The organism is Clostridium sulfidigenes (assembly GCF_052067195.1).
GTDB lineage: Bacteria > Bacillota > Clostridia > Clostridiales > Clostridiaceae > Clostridium_J > Clostridium_J sulfidigenes.
On sequence record NZ_JBQHQR010000009.1, the window covers coordinates 44,647 to 69,564 of the forward strand.

A 24,918-nucleotide genomic window follows, 5' to 3' on the forward strand; every position below is an offset into this window, starting at 1 on the left:
CTAACTTTTTATTTATTTAAAATTTAATAATGCTTGAACATTTGTTATATCTGTTATATATTATATATAACAGATATAACAAATAAGGTGGTATGTAAAATGTTAAAGATAAATAATTTTTCAAAGTCTTATAGTGGTAGTAAAAAAGCTGTAGATAGTATATCTCTTGAAGTGAAACCAGGAGATATATTTGGATTTATTGGTCATAATGGTGCTGGAAAAACTACTACCATTAAAGCTGCAGTAGGAATTTTAGATTTTGAAGAAGGAGAAATTTTAATAAATGGTAATTCTATAAAGACTAGTCCAATAGAGTGTAAGAAGGATATAGCGTATATTCCGGATAACCCGGATTTATATGATTCCTTAACAGGTATACAATATTTGAATTTCATAGGAGATATTTTTAAGGTATCAAAGGAAGAAAGAGAAGCACTTATAAAAAGGTATAGTGAAGCCTTTGAACTTACAAAATCTTTAGGAGATTTAATTTCATCCTACTCTCATGGTATGAAGCAAAAACTAGCTCTTATATCAGCACTTATTCATAAGCCTAAATTATTAATTTTAGATGAACCCTTTGTTGGATTGGATCCTAAAGCAGCACATATTTTAAAAGGATTCATGAGGGAATTATGTAATGAAGGAGGAGCTATATTTTTCTCTACTCACGTACTAGAAGTTGCTGAAAAATTATGTGATAAGATAGCTATCATTAAAGGTGGAAAGATAGTAGCTTCAGGAGACACCAATAAAGTTAAAGGTGATGGTAGTCTAGAAGAAATATTTATGGAGTTGATTGACAATGAGTAATTTAAAAGTTCTATTAAAAAATAGCATTATGAATACTTGGGGAATAAATAAATTCCTAAAGGAAGAATCAAAGAGTGAAAAAGTAAAAAACATATCCATATTTTTAGCAATACTACTAGGCATATTTTCTATAGGTATGTTAATTGTAATGTATTCCTTGGCTATAGTAGAGCAATTAGGACAGTATGGATATTTAAGCCTTATTTTGATGAGTGCAATGATTCTTAGTACTATGTTTTCATTTTTTACATCTGTATACAAGGCTCAGGGTGTTCTTTTTTCTTCAAGGGATTTTGAAACCTTAATGAGTTTACCAATAAAACCAGGTATCATCTTAGCTAGTAAGATGATTGAATTATTATTATTGAATTATTTATTTGTAGCATTAGTAACAATTCCACCAGCTATAGTTTATTTTATGAAATCTGGTACAAGTATTATATTTTTTATTTATTTATTAATAGGAATAATTTTTATTCCACTTATACCTATAGTTATGGCAGCTATTATAGCCTTTGCTCTTAGCTATGTATCTTCCAGAATGAAACGTAAAACTTTAATTTTAAATATAGGAACCTTGATAGTTGTAGTTATAGTAGTGATAGGTTCATTTAAAATGGATAAGATTATAAATATAGTTATAGAGAACAGTACATCTATAATCCAAGGGATAAAAACTATTTATCCACCTTCTTATTACTTTACGGATGCTTTAGCTAATTTAAGCTTATTATCTATGACTAAATTTATTTTATGGTCTATAATTCCTTTTATAATATTTTTAATAATCTTTGCTAGAAGCTTTAAGTCAATAAATTTAAGACTAGGAGAAACCTTTAAAAGATCTAATTATAAATTAATGTCTTTAAAAACTAATACTTTAAGGGTAGCGTTAATAAAGAAAGAATTAAAAAGATATTTTTCATCTTCTGTATATGTTACAAACACAATAATAGGTATAGTTTTAGTAACGGTAGCTGCTGTATCATCTGTAGTTATGGGAGGAGATTTTCTCATAGATCAGATGGCACAATCTAGTGATTCAGACCTTCAGGTACTAGCACCACTATTAAAACAGGTAATGCAATTTGCACCACTTATAATATTATCCTTTGGTATAGGATTAACTTGCACTACAGGTTCCGCTATATCAATTGAAGGAAGAAATTTGTGGATTTTAAAATCATCTCCATTAGAAGTTAAAGACATATTTATTGGTAAGATAGGAGTTAATATTCTTTTACTAATACCAGCTATAATAGTTGATTCAATTATGTTTGCCATAGCCTTTAAGTTAACCCTAATAAATTTTATGTGGACTATATTAATTCCTACACTATTAGCTATTTTAGTATCAGTTGGGGGCCTTTTGATTAACTTATTTTTCCCTAAGTTAGACTGGACTTCAGAAGTACAGGTTGTAAAGCAAAGTTTAAGTTCTATGATAAGTATTCTTATGGGAGGAGTACTTGTAGTTGTAGTGATTTTTATAACTATTGGAATTAACAAGGTATTTGCGATTACAAATATAAATTTATATCTAGGGGTTATAGCATTATTACTATTACTTTTGATATTATTAGTATGTACATTATTGAAAACTAAGGGAGAAAAGTTGTTTAATAAACTAAGGAGTTAAATAGGAGATGAGATTTTGATTTTAAAAATAGACTTTGACTCAGATATACCTATATATGTCCAGATAAAGAATCAGGTAGTTGAAGGTATAGCAAGAGGGGAACTAGAAGAAGGAGAAGAACTTCCATCAGTTAGAGGGTTAGCAGATGATATTGGAGTGAATATGCATACAGTTAATAAAGCATATTCACTTTTAAAGGATGATGGATATATTAAAATAGATAGAAGAAAAGGAGCTTTTGTTTCTCTTAGCTTAAAAGGCTCTAATGAGGTGTTTAGGGAAAGTTTAAATTACGAATTAGAGTATTATATGGCTGAATGCTTTAATAGAGGCATAAGTAAAGAAGATATAAAGATCTATATTGACACTATTTTTAGTGGATTTAAGAAGGAGGATAGCTAATATGGATAAGTGGTTATTCTTAGTATTTATGAATTTTATGTTATTATTTATATTTTTAACTAGTTTTTTTGTGAACAAAACATCTAATAGTGGCATTTTCTTTGGAGTGAGATTTCCTAAGGAATATCAAGAAGAAAAGGAGCTAAAAGATATAGAAAAATCTTATAGAATAGTTATTTCAATCATATTTTTTATTATGCTTTTAGGAGTAAATATTTTATTCTTTAATCTTGATAACTATAGTGAAAACACTTTAGGATTTATAATGGCAATACTTATTATAGGTAGTTTAATAATAAGCTTCATAGTATATATTCCATATTATAAAAAGGTTAAAACCTTAAAAAAGCATAGAGACTGGACTTATACTAAAAGAAATGTAGTAGTGGTAGAGACTACTCTAAGAAAGCCTAAAAAGGATGAAAAGATAAAACCTATAGACTCAAAATGGTTTTTATTATTATTTATCTTTCCTTTAATAAGTATTTTAGTAACTATGTATAGATATGATGCATTACCTAAGGTGATGGAGATTCCTTATACTAGCTTTGGGGTGTTTAAAAAGGAGACTTTAAGAGGTCATTTTATAATATATCAATTTCCAATTGTTCAAGTTTTTTTAACAGCATTATTATATGGAATAAACAAAGTGATTATTAATTCTAAGGTGGATTTAAATAGTGGAAGTATTGAGAAGGCCATTATTCGAAAGAGGAAGTTTAAAAAAATAGGGTCAATATTAATGATGGTAATGATACTACAAATGCTTATTATGTTTTCCTTAATTCAAGCATCTATATTATTTAACTTTGATCCTATGATAATTAACTATGTATTTATGGTAATTTTCATGATAACTATGATTATATTTATCATTATTTTTATCAAAATTGGTCAAGGTGGAAGAAATATCGAAACAAAAGATGAAAAAGATGAGTTATATAAAGATGATGATGATAAATGGATACTAGGAAGCATTTATTATAATAAAAATGATCCAGCTTGGATGGTAGAGAAAAGATTGGGTGTAGGTTGGACAGTAAACTTTGCTCATCCAAAGTCTTGGATAGCTGTGGGAGGACTTATAGTATTTATAATAAGTAATATAATTATGTCTATATTGCTTACTTGATTGTATTGTGTATAAAAATTAAATCAGAATTAAAGGAGTTACTAAAATCTTAGTTGATTTAGTAACTCTTTAATTTTTATATTTCTTAAGTATCATAACGTAAATATAGATTATCTATATCTTCTTTTTTCATAATCCCTTCCACTAAATAACCCATTATGATGACTCCAGGTACATCAATTACTAATCTAGATAGGGTAAAGGCATAACCTATAGCGGAAATTTCGAAGAGTAATGTAGAAATTTTAGTAACACACCAAGCATTCATAAAAATAATAATATTACTAAATTTAACTCCTTTTTTTAAAAGCACTGCAGTAAAAGGAAATGCAGCATACATGGGTCCAGCAGCTATAGAGCCAATAAGAATAGCAATTAAAACACCAGTAAATCCGGAGTTCTTCCCCATATATTTCATTAATGCTTCTTTTGGAACCCACACATCAATAAGGCCAAGAAGAATCATAATAGGTGGAAGTACAGATAACATCTGAATAAAGCTAGATTGAGCATTAATAAAGCTTTTAGTTCCTAAGTCCCAATTAAAGACGAATACTAAGATAAGTATTAATAAACTTAAAAGGAAAAAGGAATACCTTTTTAGAAAGTTAAGTAGTTTAATCAAAATAAAGTCACCACCTTTCCAATAAAGAAAGCTACTACAAAGGAAAAGACAAAGGCTATAAAATTTCTAAGAAAGGCAGCTTTTTTACCTATATATTTTGACTCTAAGCTATATGTCATGATACCAACCATGGTTAGAGTAGAAATTAAAGCTCCCACTTGTGGATAACCCGCTCCACTTTCAAGTAGTGTATTACCTAATGAAAAGGCTACAAAAGTTGGCATCATAGTTATGGAACCAGTAATAGAAGAAATAATAACTCCTAAAAATCCAGAATTAGAACCCAATAATTTTGATATGGTAGCTGAATCTACTATAGCAAGGAGAATTCCTACAGTGATAATGATACCTAAAAATTGAGGCATTATGTTTTCAAAGGATTTAAGGGAAATTTTTAGAGCCTTAATAGTTTTCTTCTTATCTTTAATTAAAGAAATAAGAAGTAGCACTAAAGCTAAAGTGTATAGAATAACACCTGTCATAACATCACTTCCAATAACTCTATAAAATCATATTATGCTCATAAATTTGTGAGGTTACATAATTATAGTATAATAAGTATTATCAAGGGTATGAAAAGAGAAGAGTGATGAATAATATAGATTATACTAATGAAGGAAGAAAAGATTATGCAAATATTTACAATAGGACATTCTAATTATACTGTAGAGAAGTTAATTCACATGCTAAGACATTATAACATTGACTGTGTAGTAGATATTAGAGGAACTCCATATTCAAAGTATAATATTCAATTTGACAAGGAAACAATAAGGGAAACTTTAAAAAAGGAAGGCTTTATTTATATCTATATGGCTAAAGAGTTAGCTGCTAAGAGAGAAAATAAGATATCCTACTATGATGAAGGGTATTCAGATTTCGAGAAGGTAGTATATGAAGAAGATTTTATAAAAGGTATTCAAAGGCTAAAGGATGGCTGTGAAAAAGGATATAGAATAGCATTATTAGGTGCGATGCAAGATCCTATAAGATGTCATAGAAGCATCTTAGTGGGAAGGGCTTTAAGAGATCATGGATTCACTGTAGGACATATATTAGACGATTATTCTCTAGCGTCTCAGGAAGATTTGGAAAGAAATCTATTAGATAAATATTTTAGTGATAGAGATCAAATTACTATAGATAATATCCTTGGAACTGCACCTACAGAGAAAGAATTAATAGAAGAAGGATATCGATTGGCCAATAAAGAAATCGGATATCGGATTGAGCATTTAAAATAAAAGGATATCTATAAAATAATTCAAGTCCAAGCGTAAGTAATTTTTATTATTAATTACTTATACTTGGACTTATTATTATTGATGAATAATTTGGATGTATTCATTTGCCTATGCTTTGAGAATTTCACTTTCATCACAAGTAGTGTCATTTTTATCTACTATAAGATTATAGGCCAATCCTATAAGAACTAAAATACCTCCAATAACTTTTCCTGTAGATGCTTTACCTAAGGTGATATAGTCAATTACTATACCCATAAATAATTGCCCGATAAATATAAAGAGAGTTAGATAAAAAGAAGATATTCTCGGAGTCATGTAATTTGAAATAACTATGGTTATAACTCCTAGGAGTCCTCCTAAATATGCTAAGAAGGGTATTGTGCTAAAGCTACTAAAGGATGAAGGAAAGGTTTCTTTGCTGAATAGAAGAAATACTACTGAGAAAAACAGTCCAACTACATAGTTAAAAAAGGTTCCTTGAAATATACCGATTTTCTCTGCTAATTTAGAATTAATAGTTCTACCTATAACAATAGTTACACCAGCTAAAATAGAAATTATAATATATATCATTATTTATCCTTAATAAGGTTATAGATTAAATAACCTTATTAAAGTTCACCTCCTATCATTATTTAAAAATAGTCATAATTATGATACCTATAATCATAATTGATAAACCTATGAACTTCTTACCGTTAAATTTAATCTTTTTCATTCCAAGTAATCCATAGTTATCTATGATAATAGAAGAAATTGCTTGACCAAGTAATCCTAGAGAAATGCTTAAAGAAGCGCCAAGAGCCACAAAACTTATATTACTAAAAAGCACTGTAAATACTCCAACGGCTCCAGCACTGTACCATAAAATAGGAATACCCTTTTGAATTTTCAATTTTGACTTAGTAGCAAATAATACAGTAATAATAGTAATTAATCCTATTATGTGAATGAGTACACTGGAAGAATAATTACCAATAGTCCTTGATAAGGTTCCATTAAACACAAGCATTACTGAAATTAATGCACCTATAAATATAGAAATAAAAATATTCATGACAATCCCCCTTTTAGTTACATATTGAATTTATCATAAAGTAGTTGAGAAGTATTATGACATATGTCATAGTTGTATTAAGAAAGTATTTAAGATGAGAAATGATTTTTATAAATAATTTATATGATTGATATGATTTAGGAGAAAAATATGAAGAAAATAAATAACTCAGAACTTATGAACACATATATAAATAAATACAATATTAATGATATCTTTACCAGTGATATGAGAGAGTATATGGAATTATTTCACTTTAAGAGAAATGAATTTTTATGTAAGGAAGATGAGCCTATAGATTATTTATTCTTTTTTGTAGAAGGTAAGGCTAAAGTATATATTAGTTTAAAAAATGGTAAATCGCTTTTAATATGTTTTTATTATCCACTTATGGTACTAGGAGATTTAGAACTAATCAATTTTACAAAGGCAACTACAAATATGGAAGTTATAGAGGATGCTTATTGTATTGGGTTATCTTTTAAAAAGGTAAGAGAAAAGTTATTAAATGATGCTAAGTTTCTAAGATTTATATGCAGTTCCTTGGGAAATAAAATGGATACTTCATCTAGAAATGGATCAATCAATTTACTATATCCACTGGAAAACAGATTAGCAAGCTATATAATGGCAACAAGGGAAGAAGGAAATAGAGTTGTATTTAATGAAACATTAACAGAAATTGCTGAGTTGCTAGGAACTAGCTATAGACATCTATTAAGGACTATAAATAATTTAATAAATAGGGAAGTATTAAAAAAAGACAGTTACGGATATGAAATTATGAATGAAGAAATACTTAGAAGTTTAGCCGTGGATTTATATAAATAGGTAATAAAGATGGACATATAAGTATTTTAAATTATATAAAATTCTAAAAATTAAAAATATTTATAGAAATTTGTCATTTAATTATTTACAAATATGTATATTTGATGTATGCTTAATATATGTATTGATATTATAAATATATAAATCGAATTTGAAAGGAGTTGTTGTATTATGATGAACAGAGAAAGATTAATATTAGATGAAGTATATACAGCCACTCCAAATTTAAGATTTAAATGTTAGTTTCAGTGGATTAATATTAACAATTATATTCAGTTTAAAACCTTAGAAGTATAATAATATTATAATCCTAATTTTATAACTATATTTAATTTGAACTTATGCCTTGGAGTAGCTTAATCCAAGGTTTTTTTGTATGCAAAAATAAAGTTTTTTAACCAATAAGTTTATTATAAAAAAGCTAAATGGCATAAGTTCAACGTCTTATTAAATGAAAATAAATTAAAGTATAAAGTTAGAAAGAGGGATTATATAGTTGAGAGAAAATAATATAAATGAATATTCAATAGGAAGAGTGTATGCTCAGCATAGAAATTTATACAAGATAATAACTGAAAAGGGAGAAATATCAGCTACCCTATCGGGGAAGTTACAATATGAATTAATTAATAAAAAGGACTATCCAGTTGTAGGGGATTGGGTTAATTATGAAGAGCTTGGTTATGGAGAAGGAATAATACATCAGATTCAAGAAAGAAAAACTCTTATTTGTAGAAAGGTAGCAGGAGTTAAAAGTGAAGAACAGGCTTTAGCTGCAAATATAGATAAGATTTTTATAACAATGTCTTTAAATAATAATTTTAACCTAAGAAGGTTAGAACGATATATTAATATAGCATGGGATAGTGGTGCTACACCTGTTATCTTATTAACTAAATTGGATTTATGTGAGGATTTAGAAGATAAATTATTATCCTTAGATCAGGTGGCATTAGGTATAGATAAGATAAGTGTAAGTTCTTTAACTGGTGAAGGTGTAGAGGTAGTAAGAAATATTATAAAAAGCGATGATACTGTAGTTTTTATTGGGTCTTCAGGGGTTGGAAAATCTACTATAATAAATAAATTGTTAGAAAAGGAAGTACAAATTACTAAGGAAGTTGGTGAATATGACAAAGGAAGGCATACTACAACCCATAGAGAGTTGTTTGTGCTGCCAACAGGGGGAGCTATAATAGACACTCCAGGAATGAGAGAACTTCAGCTAAGTCAGGGAGACGTAGAAGCCACCTTTAAGGATATAGAGGATCTTGCATTGAAGTGTCACTTTTCAGATTGTAAGCATAAAAGTGAACCTAAATGTGCTGTTCAACAAGCCATTGAAAGAGGAGAATTATCTAAGGAGAGATTTATAAGTTATGAAAAAATAAAAAAAGAAATAGCTAATGAAGAAAAACGCAGAAGGGCTAAAGAGAGAATAAATGAAAGAAAAGCTAGAATAAGAAGATAGATGAAAATATGTATTTTGGAAGTTGATGAAATTTTCTAAGAGCATAAATAATTTTATTAATATATTCATAATAAAGAAATTAGCATTAATATATTTATTATTCTAAAATAACCATACATACCATGCACATTTGTAGAAATATGTATGGTTATTTTATATGTGAAATATGGTATAATTATTTTATTAAATTGGATTAATACGGAGAATATTTATATGAAAATAACTACAGATAAGAAATTTTACAGATTACTTTTTAGTATATCAGTACCTATAGCTATACAGAACTTAATTACTTTTGCAGTAAGTATGATAGATACCTTAATGGTAGGATCTTTAGGGGAAGTCCAATTATCATCAGTAGCTTTAGCAAATAATTTATTTTTTATTTTGATGATTCTACTTTTTGGACTAGCTAGTGGATCAAATATTATGATATCTCAATATTGGGGGAAGAAAGATGTAAATTCTATTCATAAGATACTTGCAATTATGTATAGAGTTTGTACTGTTATAATAATTATATTTATATCCATAGCAGCACTATTACCAACACAGTTTATGAGTATATTTTCTAATGATATGGCTGTTATACAAGGTGGGGCTAGCTATCTTAGAATAGTCTGCATAGGATACATATTCTATGGTTTAACAAACTGTACAATAATGATGCTTCGTTCTGTAAAAACAGTAAAAATTTCAATGTTAGTATATAGTGTGTCATTGTTGGTAAATGCTTTTTTTAACTGGGTATTTATTTTTGGAAAATTTGGATTCCCAGCCTTAGGCATAAGAGGAGCAGCTATTGCTACCGTTATGGCAAGAATCACAGAATTTATAATAGTTATAATATTTATGATTTATTTTGAGAAGAAGATAAAATTACGACCTAAGCATCTATTAAAGGTGGATAAGGTTATATTAAAGGATTATGTATCTACATGTACACCAGTATTATTTAATGAATTGCTTTGGTCTACAGGCTCCTCTATGATTTCAGTTATTGTAGCAAAAATGGGAACAAGTACAGTAGCAGCTAATAGTATAAATGGAGTTGCACAACAATTTGTAACAGTGTTTATATTTGGATTATCTAATGCTGCAGCTGTTATTATTGGTAATACCATAGGTGAAGGTAAAAAGAATAAAGCCATGGAATATGCCTTTACAATAGGTGTATTTAGTGTAATTACAGGGCTTATTGCCAGCGGAATAATATATGTTATTAAGCCTTTAATAGTAAACTTCTACAATGTTCCACAAAGTACAAAATTAATTGCTATGGAAATCATGAGTGTAACCTCTATTATTGTTATATTCCAAGCTTTAGGAAGTAATATGATGATGGGAGTTTTAAGAGGTGGAGGAGACGCAAGATTTGTATTATTAAATGATATTATATTTATGTGGTGTGTAGCTATTCCAGGAGGATTCATAGCAGTAGATATATTAGGGTTACCAATAGTAGCTGTATTTTTTATAATTAGGTGTGATGAGATAATAAAATCTTTGGTTAGTATAGTAAGAGTAAGTAGTGGGAAATGGGTAAGAGATGTTACTAGAGATTTTGCCATAGAAGAAGAGGAATAATTAATACCTTATAACATAATAAAAATAGGGGGTTATGAAATCTATGTACAAAGATTCAAAAGAAGATGTACTAAATAGACTTAGGGAAGATTCAGATTACATAGACCAATTTATAGAGTATGTTAACGAACAGCTAGTAAGTAACCTAGACAATGCTAAAAGTATATTAGATGAAGGTTTAAAAATATGTACTGAAAATGAAAATATCAAAGGAGTAGCTTGGTGTAGTGGAACTATAGGGTGGTATTTTAATTATTCAGGTACATATGAAAAGGGAGTACAGTGGCTATTAAAAGCTAATACATTATTTCAAAGCATAAGTGATGAAAAAGGGAAATTATATGTATCAAATGGTCTTATGAGTGCCTACTTTCAATTAGGATTATGTGAATTGAGTACAAAATGGGGAAAGATTGCTTTGAAAATAGCAAAAGAAATAAAAAATGATAAGTTTTTTTTTATAATATTAAATAATATTTGTGTTAATTATTTAAATTTGGAAAAATATAATGAAGCTAAAAAAATTATAGATTCATTGCAAGACATACCTTATGGTTATAATGATAATATGAAATCAAATATGTATCAAGTTATTGCTGAAATTGAATGTGAACTTGGCAATTTAGAAAAGGCCATGAATTTCATTAATGAATCTATTGAAATTGGAGAAAAGCTAAATTATGAAATTATTAGAAGTGAAGCTTTAAGGATAAGGGGAAAAATTAATTTTAAAGCTGGTAATCAAAAGGAAGCAGAAGAAGATTATTCAGCTGCATTAGAGTATGCCACAAAGAGGGATTATTATGAAGTTCAAGCTAGCATATTAGAGTCTTGGGCTCAGAGTGATATAGTTAATAATAAATATGATGAAGCTATTAATAAGCTATTAAAGGCATTAGAAATATCTGAAGAAAATAAATGCGTACTAATTAGTAGAAATATATATAAGCAACTGTATTTATCTAACAAGGAGATTAATAAATATAAGGAAGCCTTAGTGAATTATGAGAAGTATGTTGAGATAAATAATGAATTGAACTGTATAACTAGTGAATTAAGTCTTGCTGATTTAGAAAATGAAAAGAATAAGCAAGAAGCAGCTATATTTAAGTCATTATATGATGATATTAAAGTAATATCAACTATAGGGCAAAAAATAACTTCAGATCTTAATTTTGAGAATATATTAGAAAATATACATAAAGAAATATCAATGATTATTGATGCAGAAGTGGTTGGTGTTTCTACCCTTAAGGAATCAGAAGGAATTTTAGATTATGCACTATTTATAGATAGAGGAAATAAGCTGAAGTTAAAGAATGTTCATATAGAAGATGAAACTAGCATAGGAGCTTATTGTGTTATAAATAGAAGCACTATTTTAATTAATGATCTGTATAAAGAATATAAAAAGTATGTACCAACCCTTAAAGTAAAAGTAAGTGATAATAATACTCAATCAGCAATGTATTGTCCTTTAATTCTAGAGGATAAGGTTAGAGGATTTTTAAATGTACAAAGTTATAAGAAAAATGCATATACAGAAAATGATTTAAACAAATTAAAGATATTAGCATCCTATGTTGCTATAGCTTTAGAGAATTCTTGCCTTTATAATAGAACTAAATATTTTTCTTCTCATGATTTTTTAACAGGATTACTGTCCAGAATGGAAATTTTTGAAAAAGGAGAAAAGATATTTAAGGATTGTCAAAGAGAACGAAAGAAATTAGCTGTCATAATGATAGATATTGATGATTTTAAATTAATCAATGATAAGTATGGACATAGTTATGGAGATAGTGTATTAAAAATGGTTGGAGGCATAATTAGAAATAATGTTAAAAATCATGGAATTGCAGGGAGATATGGTGGGGAAGAATTTTTAGTGATTTTACAAGGTATAAGTGAAAGAAAGATTTATTCAATCTGTGACAATATAAGAACATCAATCGAAAGAGCTAATATATATTATGGAGAAAAGTTTAAATTAAAAGTGACATCTAGCCTAGGTGTATTTATCTATTCAGGTAAAGAGAAGAGCATTGAGCAATGTATTAATTTTGCAGATGAAGCATTATATATAGCTAAAGCGGAAGGAAAAAATAAACTTGTAAAATATGAAAATTATTCTTAGTTATATAAATTTATATAAATTTAGTTAATTAGAAAATGTACATAAAAATAAAAAAGTTATTCTATAATGATAAAAGGAATTATAGAATAACTTTTTATATTAAATAAATTTTGCACTAATGTAAAAAATGATTTTCTATAAAATTAAAGGTATCGGAAAGATCTAGATTGTCCACAGCATTTTTAAGTAATGGAACTTTTGAATAGTCATCAAGAGAAATTTTATATTTCAGTATAGGATTTATTCTAAAGTAGTTTGGACCGATAAGCTCTTTGCAATATAAGTCTTCTAGAGGTGTATCATTTAGTAGTATTGAAACCAAAGGTGTTTTAACATTACATTTCGGTCTGAGCATCCACTGGAGAGCACCCCAAGAAGATGTATCTGATTTTATTTGGTTAAGTGTGGAGCCGGTACCAATAGATAATATACGAAAATCAGATAGTGAATGTTTAGGTTTAAGGAGCTTCATTACGGAAATCATAGAGGCGGCTGTAGGATTATTTACAATTACACCTCCATCTATAAAGTTCTTGTATGAAGGGAAATAAGTAGGAGCGGCAGAGCTAGCTAAAGCCACATCTACAACCTTAGATGTGTATGTTGAACCACGAGAAAGGTTATTAAAAAATACAGATTGCCAGTTATCGGATGAAAAACCTTTTACATTAAAGGATGGGATGAATACATACTTTTCAAGATCCCCAAGGGTAAGGTCTTCTGTAAATACAGATAATATGACTTCTCTTAAGTTTTTATTATTAAATTTAGGTCTGAAAAGGTTAAGATGAGAAGGATAAAATATACTTTTTACAGTCTCATAGTTGTACAAGTTATCAACATAATTTCCATCCTTTCCAGAAGCTAGAGCTAAGGCTATTAAAGCACCTGTAGAAGTACCAGCAAATAAGTTTGTATACTTTAAGATATCAGGATATTTATTATAAATGCGTTTTAATATACGTGTGGATAGAGCACCACGAATTCCTCCACCATCAAATACAATAATTCTGAATGTAGACATTAGACACCTCCATTGTAGCTTATATGATTATTGTATTAATGATTATCTAGGTATGTGAATATGTTATTATCTGTTTTAAAATATCTTTGACTTATAAAGAAGCTAAGAACTCTGTTTATGAAGGTTTTTGAAATTACCTGGGGAATATTTAAATATGCTAGATAATAATCAGATTAAATGAAAACAGTGAAGGATGGTGAAGATTAGCTATGTTAAGTATATATAGTACATAGCTAGAAGAAATATGGAAGAAAGAAAAGTAAAAAATGTATTATTACCTAAAATTACAGCAATAAATGAAGAGGTATATTCTTTAGAGAAGAATATAGATGATGAAGATTATTTTAATAATGTAATGATGCTTAATTGTGACATAAGTAATGAGCGTGCATCACATGTTGAATTTTCGGAAGTTATATTTAAAAATGTAGATTTTAGAAATGTAAAATTTCCTCATATTGAATTGATAGATGTAAAGTTTGATAACTGTGATTTATCAAATTCTAATTTAAATAATGGAATTCTGCATAGGGTAGAAATGATAAACTGTAAGCTTATAGGTATAGATTTGACAGATACAAATATTCAAAATGTCACATTAAATCAGTGTAACGGTGACTATAGTAACATATCTTTCTCTACTCTTAAAAATGTAAATTTTATAGATTCATCATTTAATAATGTAATATTTGAAAATAGTAAATTTAATAAAGTAAACTTTGAAAATGTAAGTATGAGACAAATTGATATATCTAAGGCTATGGTGAAAGGAATTGATTTTAGAAATAGTGATATAGAAGGACTTATTGGAGATGTAAGAGATTTATATGGAATAGTAGTTACTCCAATGCAAGCACTATCGCTTTCGAGAATTTTAGGGATTGTAATTAAGGAATAGATGTATTAAAGAGACTGCCAGAGTAATGAATTTTAATTAGGATATTTAAAGTTAGGAGATAACATATGATAACAATAATATCATCAGCTAAATCTTTAGATTTTGAAAAAGAAATATTTATAGATGAAAGTACCGAACCTGTATTTATGAATGAAGTAAGACAATTAGTAGATATAATTAAAAATTACAATGTAGAAGAAATAGCTAAGATAATGAAAATTAGTAATAAGTTATCAAAGGTAAATTATAATAGATTTCAATGCTTTTATGACCAACAAGTAAATACTAGACAGGCTATTTTTGTCTTTAGTGGGGAAGTATATAGATCTATAAATCCTTTTGAATATGACAGATCAAACATAGAGTTTGCACAAAAGCACATTAGGATTTTATCAGGTTTATTTGGGATTTTAAGACCTTTAGATAATATAAAAGAATATCGGCTAGAGATGGCTACAAAGTTAAGAGGTATACCTGAAGAAGATTTATATAAATTTTGGACAAAAAAGATTACTCAAAATATAGTTCAAGATTTAAATCTTAAAGAAGATAAGACAATTTTAAATTTGGCCTCTCTGGAGTACTCTAAATCCATAGATAAAAGTAAGCTAGGTACTATTAATGTCTATGATGTTGAATTTAAAGAAAATATAGAGGGAAAATATAAGATTATAGGAACATATGCTAAGAGGGCTAGGGGGCTTATGGTAACTTATATTGTTAAAAATAATATAGATAATATAGAAGATTTAAAGAATTTTAAAGAAGAAGGTTATTGTTATAATAAAGAAATAAGTAGCAATACTAAATTAGTTTTTACTAGAGAAAAAATACTTTAGGTCTATGACTTTAGTATTAAATAATGTGACATTATAAAAGAAATTAAAGGTGCATTAATTATAAAAAGTAGGGTATTACTAAAATATATAAAATAAAAACTTGTATTTTAAATACAAGTTTTTTTATTTAAAAATATTATAAGATGATAATAGGAGCAAATTATGATAATAGCTAATATATTAATTGTAATGACAGTACTTTTTATAATATTTATCAAAACTATAAATTGTTTATTTTATTATGCTACTCTTGGTAAAAAGCGTGATAAGATAGAAACCTTTAATAGTCTTTACACCATGGGATTATATTCTCTTGATGAGTATGAAAAGTTAAAATTGGAAGAGCTAATTGTACAAAGTAAAGATGGATATAAGTTAAAAGGATATTATCTAAACTGTAATTTACCTTCAAAAAAAATAATAATATTATTGCATGGATACTTGGTTGGCCACTACAGGTCTTGCCAATATATAAAGTTTTTTATAAAAGAAGGATTTAATATTCTTTTAGTAGATCAAAGAGGTCATGGTAATAGTGAAGGAACTTATGCTACCTATGGAAGATATGAGTGTGAAGATTTAGATTTATGGGTAAGCTGTATAAGACAAAAAGTTGGGGAGAAATGTTTTATAGGTGTACATGGCCATTCTATGGGAGCTGCTACTGGTCTTATGTATTCAGTTTTAGGAAAGAATAAAATAGATTTTATAATATCGGAATCAGCTTATGCAAATGCAATAGAGGTTATAAAAAGAAAGTTAAATAAATACAAGATTCCTTTTTTCCCTTTCTATAATCTCACTAATCATAAAATAAAAAAAGTATGTGGCTTTTCTTTAGGAGAAATAAGTCCAATGGATATGGTAAAGGAAAGCAAAGTACCAATTATGTTCATTCATGGAGATGAAGATGAATTAATACCATGTTATATGTCCATGGAAATGTATGAAATTAAAAAGGGAATAAAAAGCTTATGTATAATTCCAAGAGCTAAGCATAATACTTGTTATGCCACTAACCGAGAGAAATATGAAAATGAAGTAAAAAACTTTCTTAAAATGATATAATAATAAAAGTGGCTAATAAATATTATAAAATCAAGATAATATTTTAATGGGGGATGAAGGGGAATGAGAGTAGGGTTAGTATTATCTGGTGGAGGCGGAAAAGGAGCTTATGAGATAGGAGTATGGAAAGCTATAAAAGAGTTAAATATAGATAAATACATAAAAGTAGTTTCAGGTACTTCTATAGGTGCTATAAATGCAGCTTTATTTGCTCAAGATGATTTTGAAGAAGCTAAGAAGATGTGGCAAGAAGTTACAATAGAGAAGTTGTTACCGGTAAATAATAAAGTCCTAATCAGGAAAGGCGTAACCCTCGCTATTGGTAGTAGAAATATGAATTTAGTAAAAAAGTATATGACAAAGAAATTAGAGCAGGGTGACATTCCTAGGGATGGAGCTAAGGAGATTATAGAGAAATATATAAATATTGATAAATTAAAAAAGTCAAATAAAATATGTTATGTATCATGTACTGAAATGCCGGAGTTCTCTGCTAAATATTTTAAAATAAATGACTATGAAGAAGAAAAGGCTAGAAGTATATTATTAGCAACGGCTTGTCTTCCTATGATATATGAAAGTGAAGAAATTGGTGGAAAGACATATTTAGATGGGGGACTAGTAGATAACACTCCTATAAAACCAGTATATGAAGAAGGGTGTGATATAATAATAGCTGTACTATTATCTAAAGAAGCTAAAATAAAAAGAGAAGATTTTCCAGATGCAAAAATTATAGAACTAATTCCTTCAGACATAGAAACAAAAATATTAGATGGATTATTAAATCTAGATGAAGAGTCTAAAAACAAGAGAATTCAAAGGGGTTACTATGATACTAAAAATCTTTTAGAACCTGTTTTTGAAATGGCAAGATATCAATTAAAAGAAGAATTAGAAAGACAGGCTATGGACAGGGAATTACAAGAACTTGAAGAAAAAAATAAGGAAAGTTGGATAGCTAGAAATACAAGAAGAATAAAGAGAAAACTTGGAATAAATAAATTTTAATAAATATTATGTAAAGTAAAAATATATAGATAAAAAGATAGATTCCTATAGGAGTCTATTTATTTTTAGTGGAAATACTATATAAATAAGTGTTATTATATATTAGTAAAATTTAATTAATGTATATAGATAATTTAGAAAAGGGTGAATTGCAGTGAATGAATTAGAGCAATGTAGAAAAGAAATCGATGAGATTGATAAAGAGCTTATAAATCTATTTGAGAGAAGAATGGATATTGCTATAAGAGTAGCTAATTATAAAAAAGAAAATGATTTACCGATATATGATGAGGAAAGAGAATCAAAGGTTATTAAAAAAAATGTAGACAATTTAAAAAATAAGAACTATGATTTATTAGCAAGAAGATTTTTCTTAAGTATAGTGGAGTTAAGTAGAAGTTTGCAAGAGAGCATTATAAAAAAGCATAAGTAAAGTTATTTAAATTAATCATATATAAAGGAGTAATGTTATGGAGTTTTACGGCATACTAGGTGAGAAATTAGGACATAGCTTATCACCGAGAATACATAAGATAATATTTCAGGCTATGGAAGTAGAAGGTGCATACAAACTATTTGAAATACCTAAAGGAAATTTAGAAAAATTCATAGACGCACTTAAACTTTTAAAAATTAAAGGAGCCAGTGTAACTATTCCTTACAAGGAAGAAATTATTAAGTATTTAGATGAGATATCACCAGAAGCACAAAGAATAGGTGCTGTTAATACAATATCACTAGAGGATAATAAACTATATGGTTATAACACAGATTACTATGGCTTTGGATATATGTTAAAGGTACATAATGTTAAGATACAAGACTCAATAGCTGTAATTTTGGGAAATGGTGGAGCTACAAAGGCTGCTGTGTGTTATTTATTAGACAATGGAGCTAAAAATGTTTATATAGTAAGTAGGACACCAGAAAAAAATAAGGGAATAAATCATGAAAAAGTTCAACTAATAAGTTATGAGCAGTTAAAAGAAATTCAAGGAGATATGATAATTAATACAACTCCAGTAGGTATGTTTCCTAATGAAGATGCCACTCCTGTTAATGATACTATCATAAATAATTTTCAAACAGTTGTAGATATAGTATATAACCCATCAGAGACAAAATTTTTATTAAAGGGAAAAGAGTTAGGAAAAAAAATTGTAGGGGGATTATCTATGCTCATAGGACAAGGCGTAAAAGCACAGGAAATATGGCAAAAGAATTCTATTGATGACCAAGTAATTAAAGATATATATGAAATTTTAAATAGAGAGTTTAGTTAATTATAAGAGGTGATTGCTATGAAAATTATGGTTATAAATGGACCTAACCTGAATTTTTTGGGCATAAGGGAAAAACATATATATGGCTCAAAAAGCTTTGAGAAGATTGAAAATTACATAAAGGAATGTTCTAAATCCTTAGGACATGATATAGAGATGTTACAAAGCAATATAGAGGGGGAAATTATTAACTTCATCCAAAGGGCATACTATGAAAAATATGATGGAATAATAATTAATCCAGGTGCCTTTACCCATTATAGCTATGCAATCTATGATGCTATAAAAAGTGTAAACATAGATACTGTGGAAGTTCATTTATCACAGATTTATGATAGAGAAGATTTTAGACAAAAATCAGTTACAGCTCCAGCATGTATAGGTCAGATATGTGGTTTTGGAGAATATGGATATATAATGGCTATGAATGCTCTAGAAAATAAAATGAAGATTTCTAGCTAAAGTAGGTTATAATACTAATTAAACATTTGTAACCTAGGAGGAAGGGAAACTTATGGATGAGCTTAATAATAGGATAATAGACATATATACAAGTCTTTCTGAAAGTGGAGTTAGATTTTATTATGAGGATGATATTAACCCTTTTAGCGAAATAAAAGAATTGAATTCTTGTAATGAAAAATACCTATGGTTCACGACTGAGGGAGAAAATGAAGTTAAAGTATCCATAGAAGATTTCAGAGTATATCATTCAAAGGAAAACATTAATCTTTATGATTGGGTTGAAATAAGAGAATTTGATAGGCTTTTAGAAGAATTAAATGAGAATTAGTAGAATTAAATAAAAAATAAACAGCTAAGGTATTAATTACTTAGTTGTTTATTATTTTTTTTAATTTATAAATTGTGGATAAAATAAAGTAAATTTTCAGAAAAAAGGTTGATAATCTAAGATTTATCCACTTAGTGTTAATTATATTGTGGATAGAGTTGTGGAAAATGTTAATAATTACATTATTTTACAATGGGAAATATATAGTATTTATTGTGGTTATAAAGTATTTTTTTAAAATAGTTAAAGTAAATTGTCTTTCTAGTATTTAGTTGAAGGTTAGTACAATTAATATTAGGAAGTTTTTATTATGGAATATACTTAGTATTACTAAACATGAAGAATATTAATATAAACATATTTTCATAAACATAAGGTATATTCAAAGGTTCATTATGAAAAAAAAATCATGAAAATATAAAAAAAATTTAATAAATCTATTGATTTATTAATAAAAAAAATATAGAATAATATTGTTTGTTTAGTAAATGTAAACTTAAGGTTTAGTATAATACATAAGATTGAGGTGGAATCGTGCAAATTGGAGAGAAGATAAAAAGTCTTAGAATCGAAAAACAGTTAACACAAGAAGAACTTGCAAACAGATGTGAATTATCCAAGGGGTTCATCTCTCAAATTGAGAATGATCTCACATCTCCATCTATTGCAACACTTATGGATATTCTTCAGATACTAGGCACAAATTTAAATGAATTCTTTAGTGACAAAATTAATGAAAGAGTTAAGTTTACAAATGATGATATGTTTGAAACTGAGGATGAAGATCTAAAGTATAGATTAAAGTGGCTCGTACCAGATGCTCAAAAAAATCAGATGGAGCCTATAATGCTCACATTAGAACCAAATGGAAAATACAAAGAAGAAACTCCTCATGAGGGAGAGGAATTTGGACTTGTGCTTCATGGTATTGTAAACCTGCATTTAGGAGATAAGGTATATAAAATACGTAAGGGAGAAAGCTTTTATTTTAAGCCAAAGTCTAATCATTACATTTCAAATACAGGAAAAACTGAGGCAACAGTAATATGGGTAAGTACACCACCGTCATTTTAAGTAGACAGATTTAATAAGGTGACACAAAAGTATAATTAGCATTATGTTATAAAAGAGGTGTTTATGTTGGGTGATAATATAATTGAAATTAAAGGTATATCTAAAACCTTTGAAGACAACAAAGTTTTAGACAATATAACTTTAGGGATAAAAAAGAATGAGTTTATAACATTACTTGGTCCAAGTGGCTGTGGTAAAACTACTACATTAAAAATCTTAGCAGGTTTTGAAACTTGCGATGAAGGTGAAGTTATATTTGAAGATAAGAAAATCAATGACTTACCTCCATATGAAAGACAGATTAATACAGTGTTTCAAAAATATGCACTATTTCCTCACATGAATGTATATGAAAACATAGCTTTTGGATTAAAAATAAAAAAACTTTCTAAAAGCGAAATTGATAAAAAAGTAAATGAAGTTTTGAAATTAGTAGATCTTAAGGGCTTTGAAAAAAGAAAAATTGAATCTCTAAGTGGTGGTCAGCAACAAAGAGTAGCTATAGCAAGAGCTATTGTTAATGAGCCAAAGGTATTACTTCTTGATGAGCCTTTAGGTGCTCTTGACTTAAAGCTTAGAAAAGAAATGCAAATAGAGCTTAAAAGAATACAAAAGCAATTGGGAATTACTTTTGTATTTGTAACTCACGATCAAGAAGAAGCACTAACTATGTCTGATACTGTGGTAGTAATGAACAAGGGAGTGATTCAACAAATGGGTACTCCGGAAGATATATATAATGAACCTGAGAATAAGTTTGTAGCTAGGTTTATAGGAGAAAGCAATATTACAGACGGAATAATGTTAGAAGACTTTAAGGTTAAATTCTGTGGACGTATATTTGAATGTGTTGATAAAGGCTTTGATAAAGATGAAGATATAGATGTGGTAATAAGACCAGAGGATATAAAAATAGTAAATAAAGAAGAAGGAAACTTAAAAGGGATAGTAAAATCTTCTGTATTTAAAGGAGTTCACTATGAATTAGAAGTAGAGGAAGAGAGTATGAACTTTATTCTTCATAATACTAAAAACTTTTCTATAGGTACAGAAATCGGAATGGATATTTATCCAGAAGACATTCACATAATGAAAAAGTCAGGAGAAGCGTAGAATGAAAAAGAAATCATATTTAGCTTATCCTTATGTATTGTGGAGCTCCTTGTTTATAATAGTACCTCTTCTTCTAATAGTATTTTTTAGTTTTACAGAAAAAGTGAGTGGAAGCTACCAATTCTCTATAAATAATTTTAAAAGATTAATGGATCCTTTATATATAAAGGTATTTACTAGATCTATTAGCTTAGCCTTACAATCAACAATTTTATGTTTAGTAATGGGATATCCCATTGCTTATATGATATCAAGAAAACCAGAGAATAAACGTGGAATGCTTATAATGTTATTTATTCTTCCAATGTGGATGAATTTCTTGCTTAGAACCTATGCATGGCTTGCAATTCTAGGAAAGAATGGTTTGCTTAATAACTTACTTAATATCATTGGGTTAAACTCAGTAGATATACTATATACAAATGGTGCAGTACTTCTTGGAATGGTGTATAACTTTCTTCCATTTATGGTACTGCCAATATATACATCTCTATTAAAGATGGATCAAGATTTAGTTAATGCTGCTTATGATTTGGGAGCTGGAAAAATTACAGCTTTTATGAAGATAATTTTTCCTTTAAGTATACCAGGAGTTATCTCAGGAATAACTATGGTATTTATGCCAGCGGTATCTACCTTTGTAATCTCGCAACTTTTAGGTGGTGGAAAGCACATGCTCATAGGAAATTTAATTGAGCAGCAGTTTACTTCTGTTGGAGATTGGAACTTTGGTTCTGCAATATCTATCCTTATGATGATATTAATTTTATTAGCTATGGGATTAACCTCTAAGTTTTCAGATGATGATGAAAAAGGAGGAGGTAGAGTATTATGGTAAAAGCAAAAAAAATATTTTCAAATATATATTTGATTTTAATATTTATATTTTTATATGCTCCTATTTTTGCCCTAGCACTATTTTCTTTTAATGATTCAAAATCCATGGCAAGATGGCAAGGGTTTACTTTTAAGTGGTATCAGCAATTGTTTCATAATGATAGAATAATTTCAGCTTTAATAACCACTGTAGTAGTAGCAATATTGGCATCAGCAATAGCTACAGTCATAGGAACAATAAGTGCTATAGGGATAGATAGAATGAGAGGGCCTAAAAAGGCAATGCTTCTCAATATAAACTATCTACCTGTATTAAATCCTGATATAGTAACAGCAATAGGTCTTATGATACTTTTTATATTTTTTAATATGAAGTTAGGATTTTTAACTATGTTACTTGCACACATAACTTTTAATATACCATATGTAGTTTTATCTGTATTGCCAAAGTTAAAACAACTTCCAGACAATGTAGAAGAAGCTGCTATGGATTTAGGCGCAAAACCTATGTATACCCTTAGAAAGGTAATACTTCCACAGATAAAACCAGGTATAATTTCAGGATTTTTAATTGCTTTTACTATGTCTATAGATGACTTTATTATAAGCTTTTTTAACACTGGAAATGGAGTAACTAACTTATCAATCGAGGTTTATTCTATGGCAAAGAGAGGTATTAAACCAGAGATTAATGCACTGACTACATTAATGTTTATAACAGTATTAATACTATTATTATTATCTAACAGAAAGCAAGCAATGGTAGGGAAGGAGTAATAAGATGAAAAAATTAAAAAAAATTATAGCGCTAGTATGTACAGGGGTAATGGTGACAGCTATGCTTACAGGTTGTGGGACAAAATCCTCTAGTGATGTTTTAAATATTTATAACGTTGGGGATTATATAGATGAATCTCTAATAGAAAAGTTTGAAGAAGAAACTGGTATAAAGGTAGTATATGAAACCTACGATACCAATGAAATCATGTATCAAAAGATAAAGAGTGGTGGATCAAAATATGATTTAATAGTTCCATCAGATTATATGATTGAAAAGATGAAGGATGAGAAATTAATCCAGAAGATAGATTATTCTAATATTCCTAACTATAAAAATATAGATGAAAGCTTTAAAAAGCCTAGCTATGATGAAAATGATGAATATAGTGTACCTTATTTCTGGGGAACTTTTGGTATTCTTTATAACAAAAATATGGTAAGTGATCCTGTAGATAGTTGGGACATTTTATGGAATGAGAAATACTCTGGAGAAATCCTAATGCTTGATTCAGTTAGAGATACTATGGCTATTGCCTTAATGAAGTTAGGATATTCTCAAAATAGCATAAATGAAAAAGAACTAGATAAAGCTAAGGCTGAATTAATAGCTCAAAGACCTTTAGTTCGTGCTTATGTTAATGATGAAGGTAAAGATAGACTTTTAGGAGAAGAAGCTGCTATGGGAATAGTTTATTCTGGAGATGCAATAACTCTTATGGAACAAAATGAAAATCTAGCTTATGGAATCCCTAAAACCGGTACCAATAAGTGGGTAGACGCATTATGCATACCAACAGATGCAGAAAATAAAGATTATGCAGAGAAATTTATAAACTTTATGTTAGAGCCGGGAAATGCTGTCCAAAACATAGATTATATAGGATATTCTACACCAAATAAAGCAGCTCTTGAAATGCTTTCACAAGATGTTAAATCTAATCCAGTAGCTTATCCAGATAAGACTCTTCTTGATAAATGTGAATCATTCATAGACCTTGGTGACAACATTAAGCTTTATGATGAAAGATGGATTGAAATAAAATCTAAATAGTATAAAAATAGTAGCTAACCTATTTATGGTGAGCTACTATTTTTTATATCATAATGAAAATTCATTAAAATTTTTGTTAAATTTAATAGACTTTACACAAATATAATTTGATTAGGGAGGAATTTTTATGTATTGAATTCAATTTTATTGTATAATATATATATGAGAATATCTAAAATTAAAAAAATTAATTATAATAAATAATA

27 protein-coding genes are annotated in these 24,918 nt (G+C 28.2%); 22 read left to right on the plus strand and 5 right to left on the minus strand.

The window, feature by feature from the left end:
- The first annotated feature begins 99 nt into the window (after positions 1-99).
- Genes ACTNBA_RS11690 through ACTNBA_RS11705 form a run of 4 tightly spaced genes read left to right on the plus strand, consistent with a single transcriptional unit; the run spans position 100 to position 3,986 of the window.
- Positions 100-813, plus strand: coding sequence for an ABC transporter ATP-binding protein (locus tag ACTNBA_RS11690; RefSeq protein ID WP_346866975.1), 714 nt, complete (start codon positions 100-102; stop codon positions 811-813).
- The gene (locus ACTNBA_RS11695; protein WP_441074257.1) at positions 806-2,452 is read left to right on the plus strand and encodes an ABC transporter permease; all 1,647 of its coding nucleotides are present in this window, start codon (positions 806-808) and stop codon (positions 2,450-2,452) included. Before ACTNBA_RS11690 ends, ACTNBA_RS11695 begins: the two co-directional genes overlap by 8 nt.
- A 15-nt stretch (positions 2,453-2,467) precedes the next feature.
- A complete protein-coding gene (locus ACTNBA_RS11700; protein WP_441074259.1) occupies positions 2,468-2,854 on the plus strand; it encodes a GntR family transcriptional regulator in 387 nt (128 codons plus the stop codon).
- 1 nt (position 2,855) lies between these two features.
- Positions 2,856-3,986: a DUF5808 domain-containing protein gene (locus tag ACTNBA_RS11705; protein ID WP_441074261.1), complete on the plus strand. Its 1,131-nt coding sequence runs from the start codon at positions 2,856-2,858 to the stop codon at positions 3,984-3,986.
- A gap of 85 nt (positions 3,987-4,071) precedes the next feature.
- Here the strand turns inward: ACTNBA_RS11705 and ACTNBA_RS11710 are convergent, their stop codons facing one another.
- Positions 4,072-4,611: a permease gene (locus ACTNBA_RS11710; protein WP_441074264.1), complete on the minus strand. Its 540-nt coding sequence runs from the start codon at positions 4,609-4,611 to the stop codon at positions 4,072-4,074.
- Positions 4,608-5,093 carry a permease gene (locus tag ACTNBA_RS11715; RefSeq protein WP_441074265.1) on the minus strand — a complete coding sequence of 162 codons (486 nt, stop codon included), beginning with the start codon at positions 5,091-5,093 and terminating at the stop codon, positions 4,608-4,610. The genes ACTNBA_RS11710 and ACTNBA_RS11715 overlap by 4 nt, the downstream gene beginning before the upstream one ends.
- Before the next feature lie 147 nt (positions 5,094-5,240).
- Between ACTNBA_RS11715 and ACTNBA_RS11720 the strand changes: the two genes are divergently transcribed.
- A complete protein-coding gene (locus ACTNBA_RS11720; protein ID WP_441074365.1) occupies positions 5,241-5,855 on the plus strand; it encodes a DUF488 domain-containing protein in 615 nt (204 codons plus the stop codon).
- Between the two features lie 108 nt (positions 5,856-5,963).
- On the opposite strand, the gene ACTNBA_RS11725 is transcribed toward ACTNBA_RS11720, so the two are convergent.
- Positions 5,964-6,431 (minus strand): DMT family transporter, encoded by a 468-nt coding sequence (locus ACTNBA_RS11725; protein WP_441074268.1) that lies wholly within the window; start codon positions 6,429-6,431, stop codon positions 5,964-5,966.
- Between the two features lie 58 nt (positions 6,432-6,489).
- Positions 6,490-6,915, minus strand: coding sequence for a DMT family transporter (locus ACTNBA_RS11730; RefSeq protein ID WP_035130142.1), 426 nt, complete (start codon positions 6,913-6,915; stop codon positions 6,490-6,492).
- 150 nt (positions 6,916-7,065) lie between these two features.
- Here ACTNBA_RS11730 and yeiL point away from each other — a divergent pair, with 150 nt between their 5' ends.
- The 4 genes from yeiL (at position 7,066) to ACTNBA_RS11750 (ending at position 12,941) form a co-directional block, all read left to right on the plus strand.
- Positions 7,066-7,746, plus strand: coding sequence for a transcriptional regulator YeiL (yeiL, locus tag ACTNBA_RS11735; protein WP_441074269.1), 681 nt, complete (start codon positions 7,066-7,068; stop codon positions 7,744-7,746).
- Positions 7,747-8,242: 496 nt separating this feature from the next.
- On the plus strand, positions 8,243-9,217 hold the full coding sequence (gene rsgA / locus ACTNBA_RS11740; RefSeq protein WP_051823887.1) for a ribosome small subunit-dependent GTPase A: 975 nt from the start codon (positions 8,243-8,245) through the stop codon (positions 9,215-9,217).
- Positions 9,218-9,430: 213 nt separating this feature from the next.
- Complete coding sequence (locus ACTNBA_RS11745) at positions 9,431-10,804, plus strand: MATE family efflux transporter (protein WP_441074272.1); 1,374 nt, start codon at positions 9,431-9,433, stop codon at positions 10,802-10,804.
- A gap of 43 nt (positions 10,805-10,847) precedes the next feature.
- Positions 10,848-12,941 (plus strand): sensor domain-containing diguanylate cyclase, encoded by a 2,094-nt coding sequence (locus tag ACTNBA_RS11750; RefSeq protein ID WP_441074274.1) that lies wholly within the window; start codon positions 10,848-10,850, stop codon positions 12,939-12,941.
- 115 nt (positions 12,942-13,056) lie between these two features.
- Here ACTNBA_RS11750 and ACTNBA_RS11755 read toward each other — a convergent pair whose 3' ends face one another.
- Positions 13,057-13,965, minus strand: a complete 909-nt coding sequence (locus tag ACTNBA_RS11755; protein WP_441074278.1) for a patatin-like phospholipase family protein — start codon at positions 13,963-13,965, stop codon at positions 13,057-13,059.
- A 244-nt stretch (positions 13,966-14,209) separates the two neighbouring features.
- On the opposite strand from ACTNBA_RS11755, the gene ACTNBA_RS11760 reads away from it, so the two are divergent.
- From ACTNBA_RS11760 to ACTNBA_RS11820, 13 genes are all read left to right on the plus strand, one after another.
- Positions 14,210-14,863: a pentapeptide repeat-containing protein gene (locus tag ACTNBA_RS11760; RefSeq protein ID WP_441074280.1), complete on the plus strand. Its 654-nt coding sequence runs from the start codon at positions 14,210-14,212 to the stop codon at positions 14,861-14,863.
- A 65-nt stretch (positions 14,864-14,928) separates the two neighbouring features.
- Positions 14,929-15,702, plus strand: a complete 774-nt coding sequence (yaaA, locus tag ACTNBA_RS11765; protein WP_441074282.1) for a peroxide stress protein YaaA — start codon at positions 14,929-14,931, stop codon at positions 15,700-15,702.
- 162 nt (positions 15,703-15,864) lie between these two features.
- Complete coding sequence (locus tag ACTNBA_RS11770; RefSeq protein ID WP_441074283.1) at positions 15,865-16,770, plus strand: alpha/beta hydrolase; 906 nt, start codon at positions 15,865-15,867, stop codon at positions 16,768-16,770.
- A gap of 63 nt (positions 16,771-16,833) precedes the next feature.
- The gene (locus ACTNBA_RS11775; RefSeq protein ID WP_441074285.1) at positions 16,834-17,781 is read left to right on the plus strand and encodes a patatin-like phospholipase family protein; all 948 of its coding nucleotides are present in this window, start codon (positions 16,834-16,836) and stop codon (positions 17,779-17,781) included.
- Between the two features lie 154 nt (positions 17,782-17,935).
- Positions 17,936-18,214, plus strand: coding sequence for a chorismate mutase (locus ACTNBA_RS11780; RefSeq protein ID WP_441074287.1), 279 nt, complete (start codon positions 17,936-17,938; stop codon positions 18,212-18,214).
- Positions 18,215-18,251: 37 nt separating this feature from the next.
- Positions 18,252-19,064: a shikimate dehydrogenase gene (aroE, locus tag ACTNBA_RS11785; protein ID WP_441074288.1), complete on the plus strand. Its 813-nt coding sequence runs from the start codon at positions 18,252-18,254 to the stop codon at positions 19,062-19,064.
- Between the two features lie 18 nt (positions 19,065-19,082).
- A complete protein-coding gene (gene aroQ / locus ACTNBA_RS11790; RefSeq protein ID WP_150846162.1) occupies positions 19,083-19,526 on the plus strand; it encodes a type II 3-dehydroquinate dehydratase in 444 nt (147 codons plus the stop codon).
- A 52-nt stretch (positions 19,527-19,578) separates the two neighbouring features.
- The gene (locus ACTNBA_RS11795) at positions 19,579-19,857 is read left to right on the plus strand and encodes a hypothetical protein (protein ID WP_035130165.1); all 279 of its coding nucleotides are present in this window, start codon (positions 19,579-19,581) and stop codon (positions 19,855-19,857) included.
- Positions 19,858-20,391: 534 nt separating this feature from the next.
- Positions 20,392-20,931 (plus strand): helix-turn-helix domain-containing protein, encoded by a 540-nt coding sequence (locus tag ACTNBA_RS11800; RefSeq protein WP_441074290.1) that lies wholly within the window; start codon positions 20,392-20,394, stop codon positions 20,929-20,931.
- A gap of 63 nt (positions 20,932-20,994) precedes the next feature.
- Complete coding sequence (potA, locus tag ACTNBA_RS11805; RefSeq protein WP_035130170.1) at positions 20,995-22,044, plus strand: spermidine/putrescine ABC transporter ATP-binding protein; 1,050 nt, start codon at positions 20,995-20,997, stop codon at positions 22,042-22,044.
- Position 22,045: 1 nt separating this feature from the next.
- Complete coding sequence (locus ACTNBA_RS11810) at positions 22,046-22,882, plus strand: ABC transporter permease (protein ID WP_035130173.1); 837 nt, start codon at positions 22,046-22,048, stop codon at positions 22,880-22,882.
- Positions 22,876-23,658 (plus strand): ABC transporter permease, encoded by a 783-nt coding sequence (locus ACTNBA_RS11815; RefSeq protein WP_346847365.1) that lies wholly within the window; start codon positions 22,876-22,878, stop codon positions 23,656-23,658. The genes ACTNBA_RS11810 and ACTNBA_RS11815 overlap by 7 nt, the downstream gene beginning before the upstream one ends.
- Before the next feature lie 4 nt (positions 23,659-23,662).
- Positions 23,663-24,712 (plus strand): ABC transporter substrate-binding protein, encoded by a 1,050-nt coding sequence (locus tag ACTNBA_RS11820; protein ID WP_346847366.1) that lies wholly within the window; start codon positions 23,663-23,665, stop codon positions 24,710-24,712.
- Positions 24,713-24,918 lie beyond the last annotated feature (206 nt).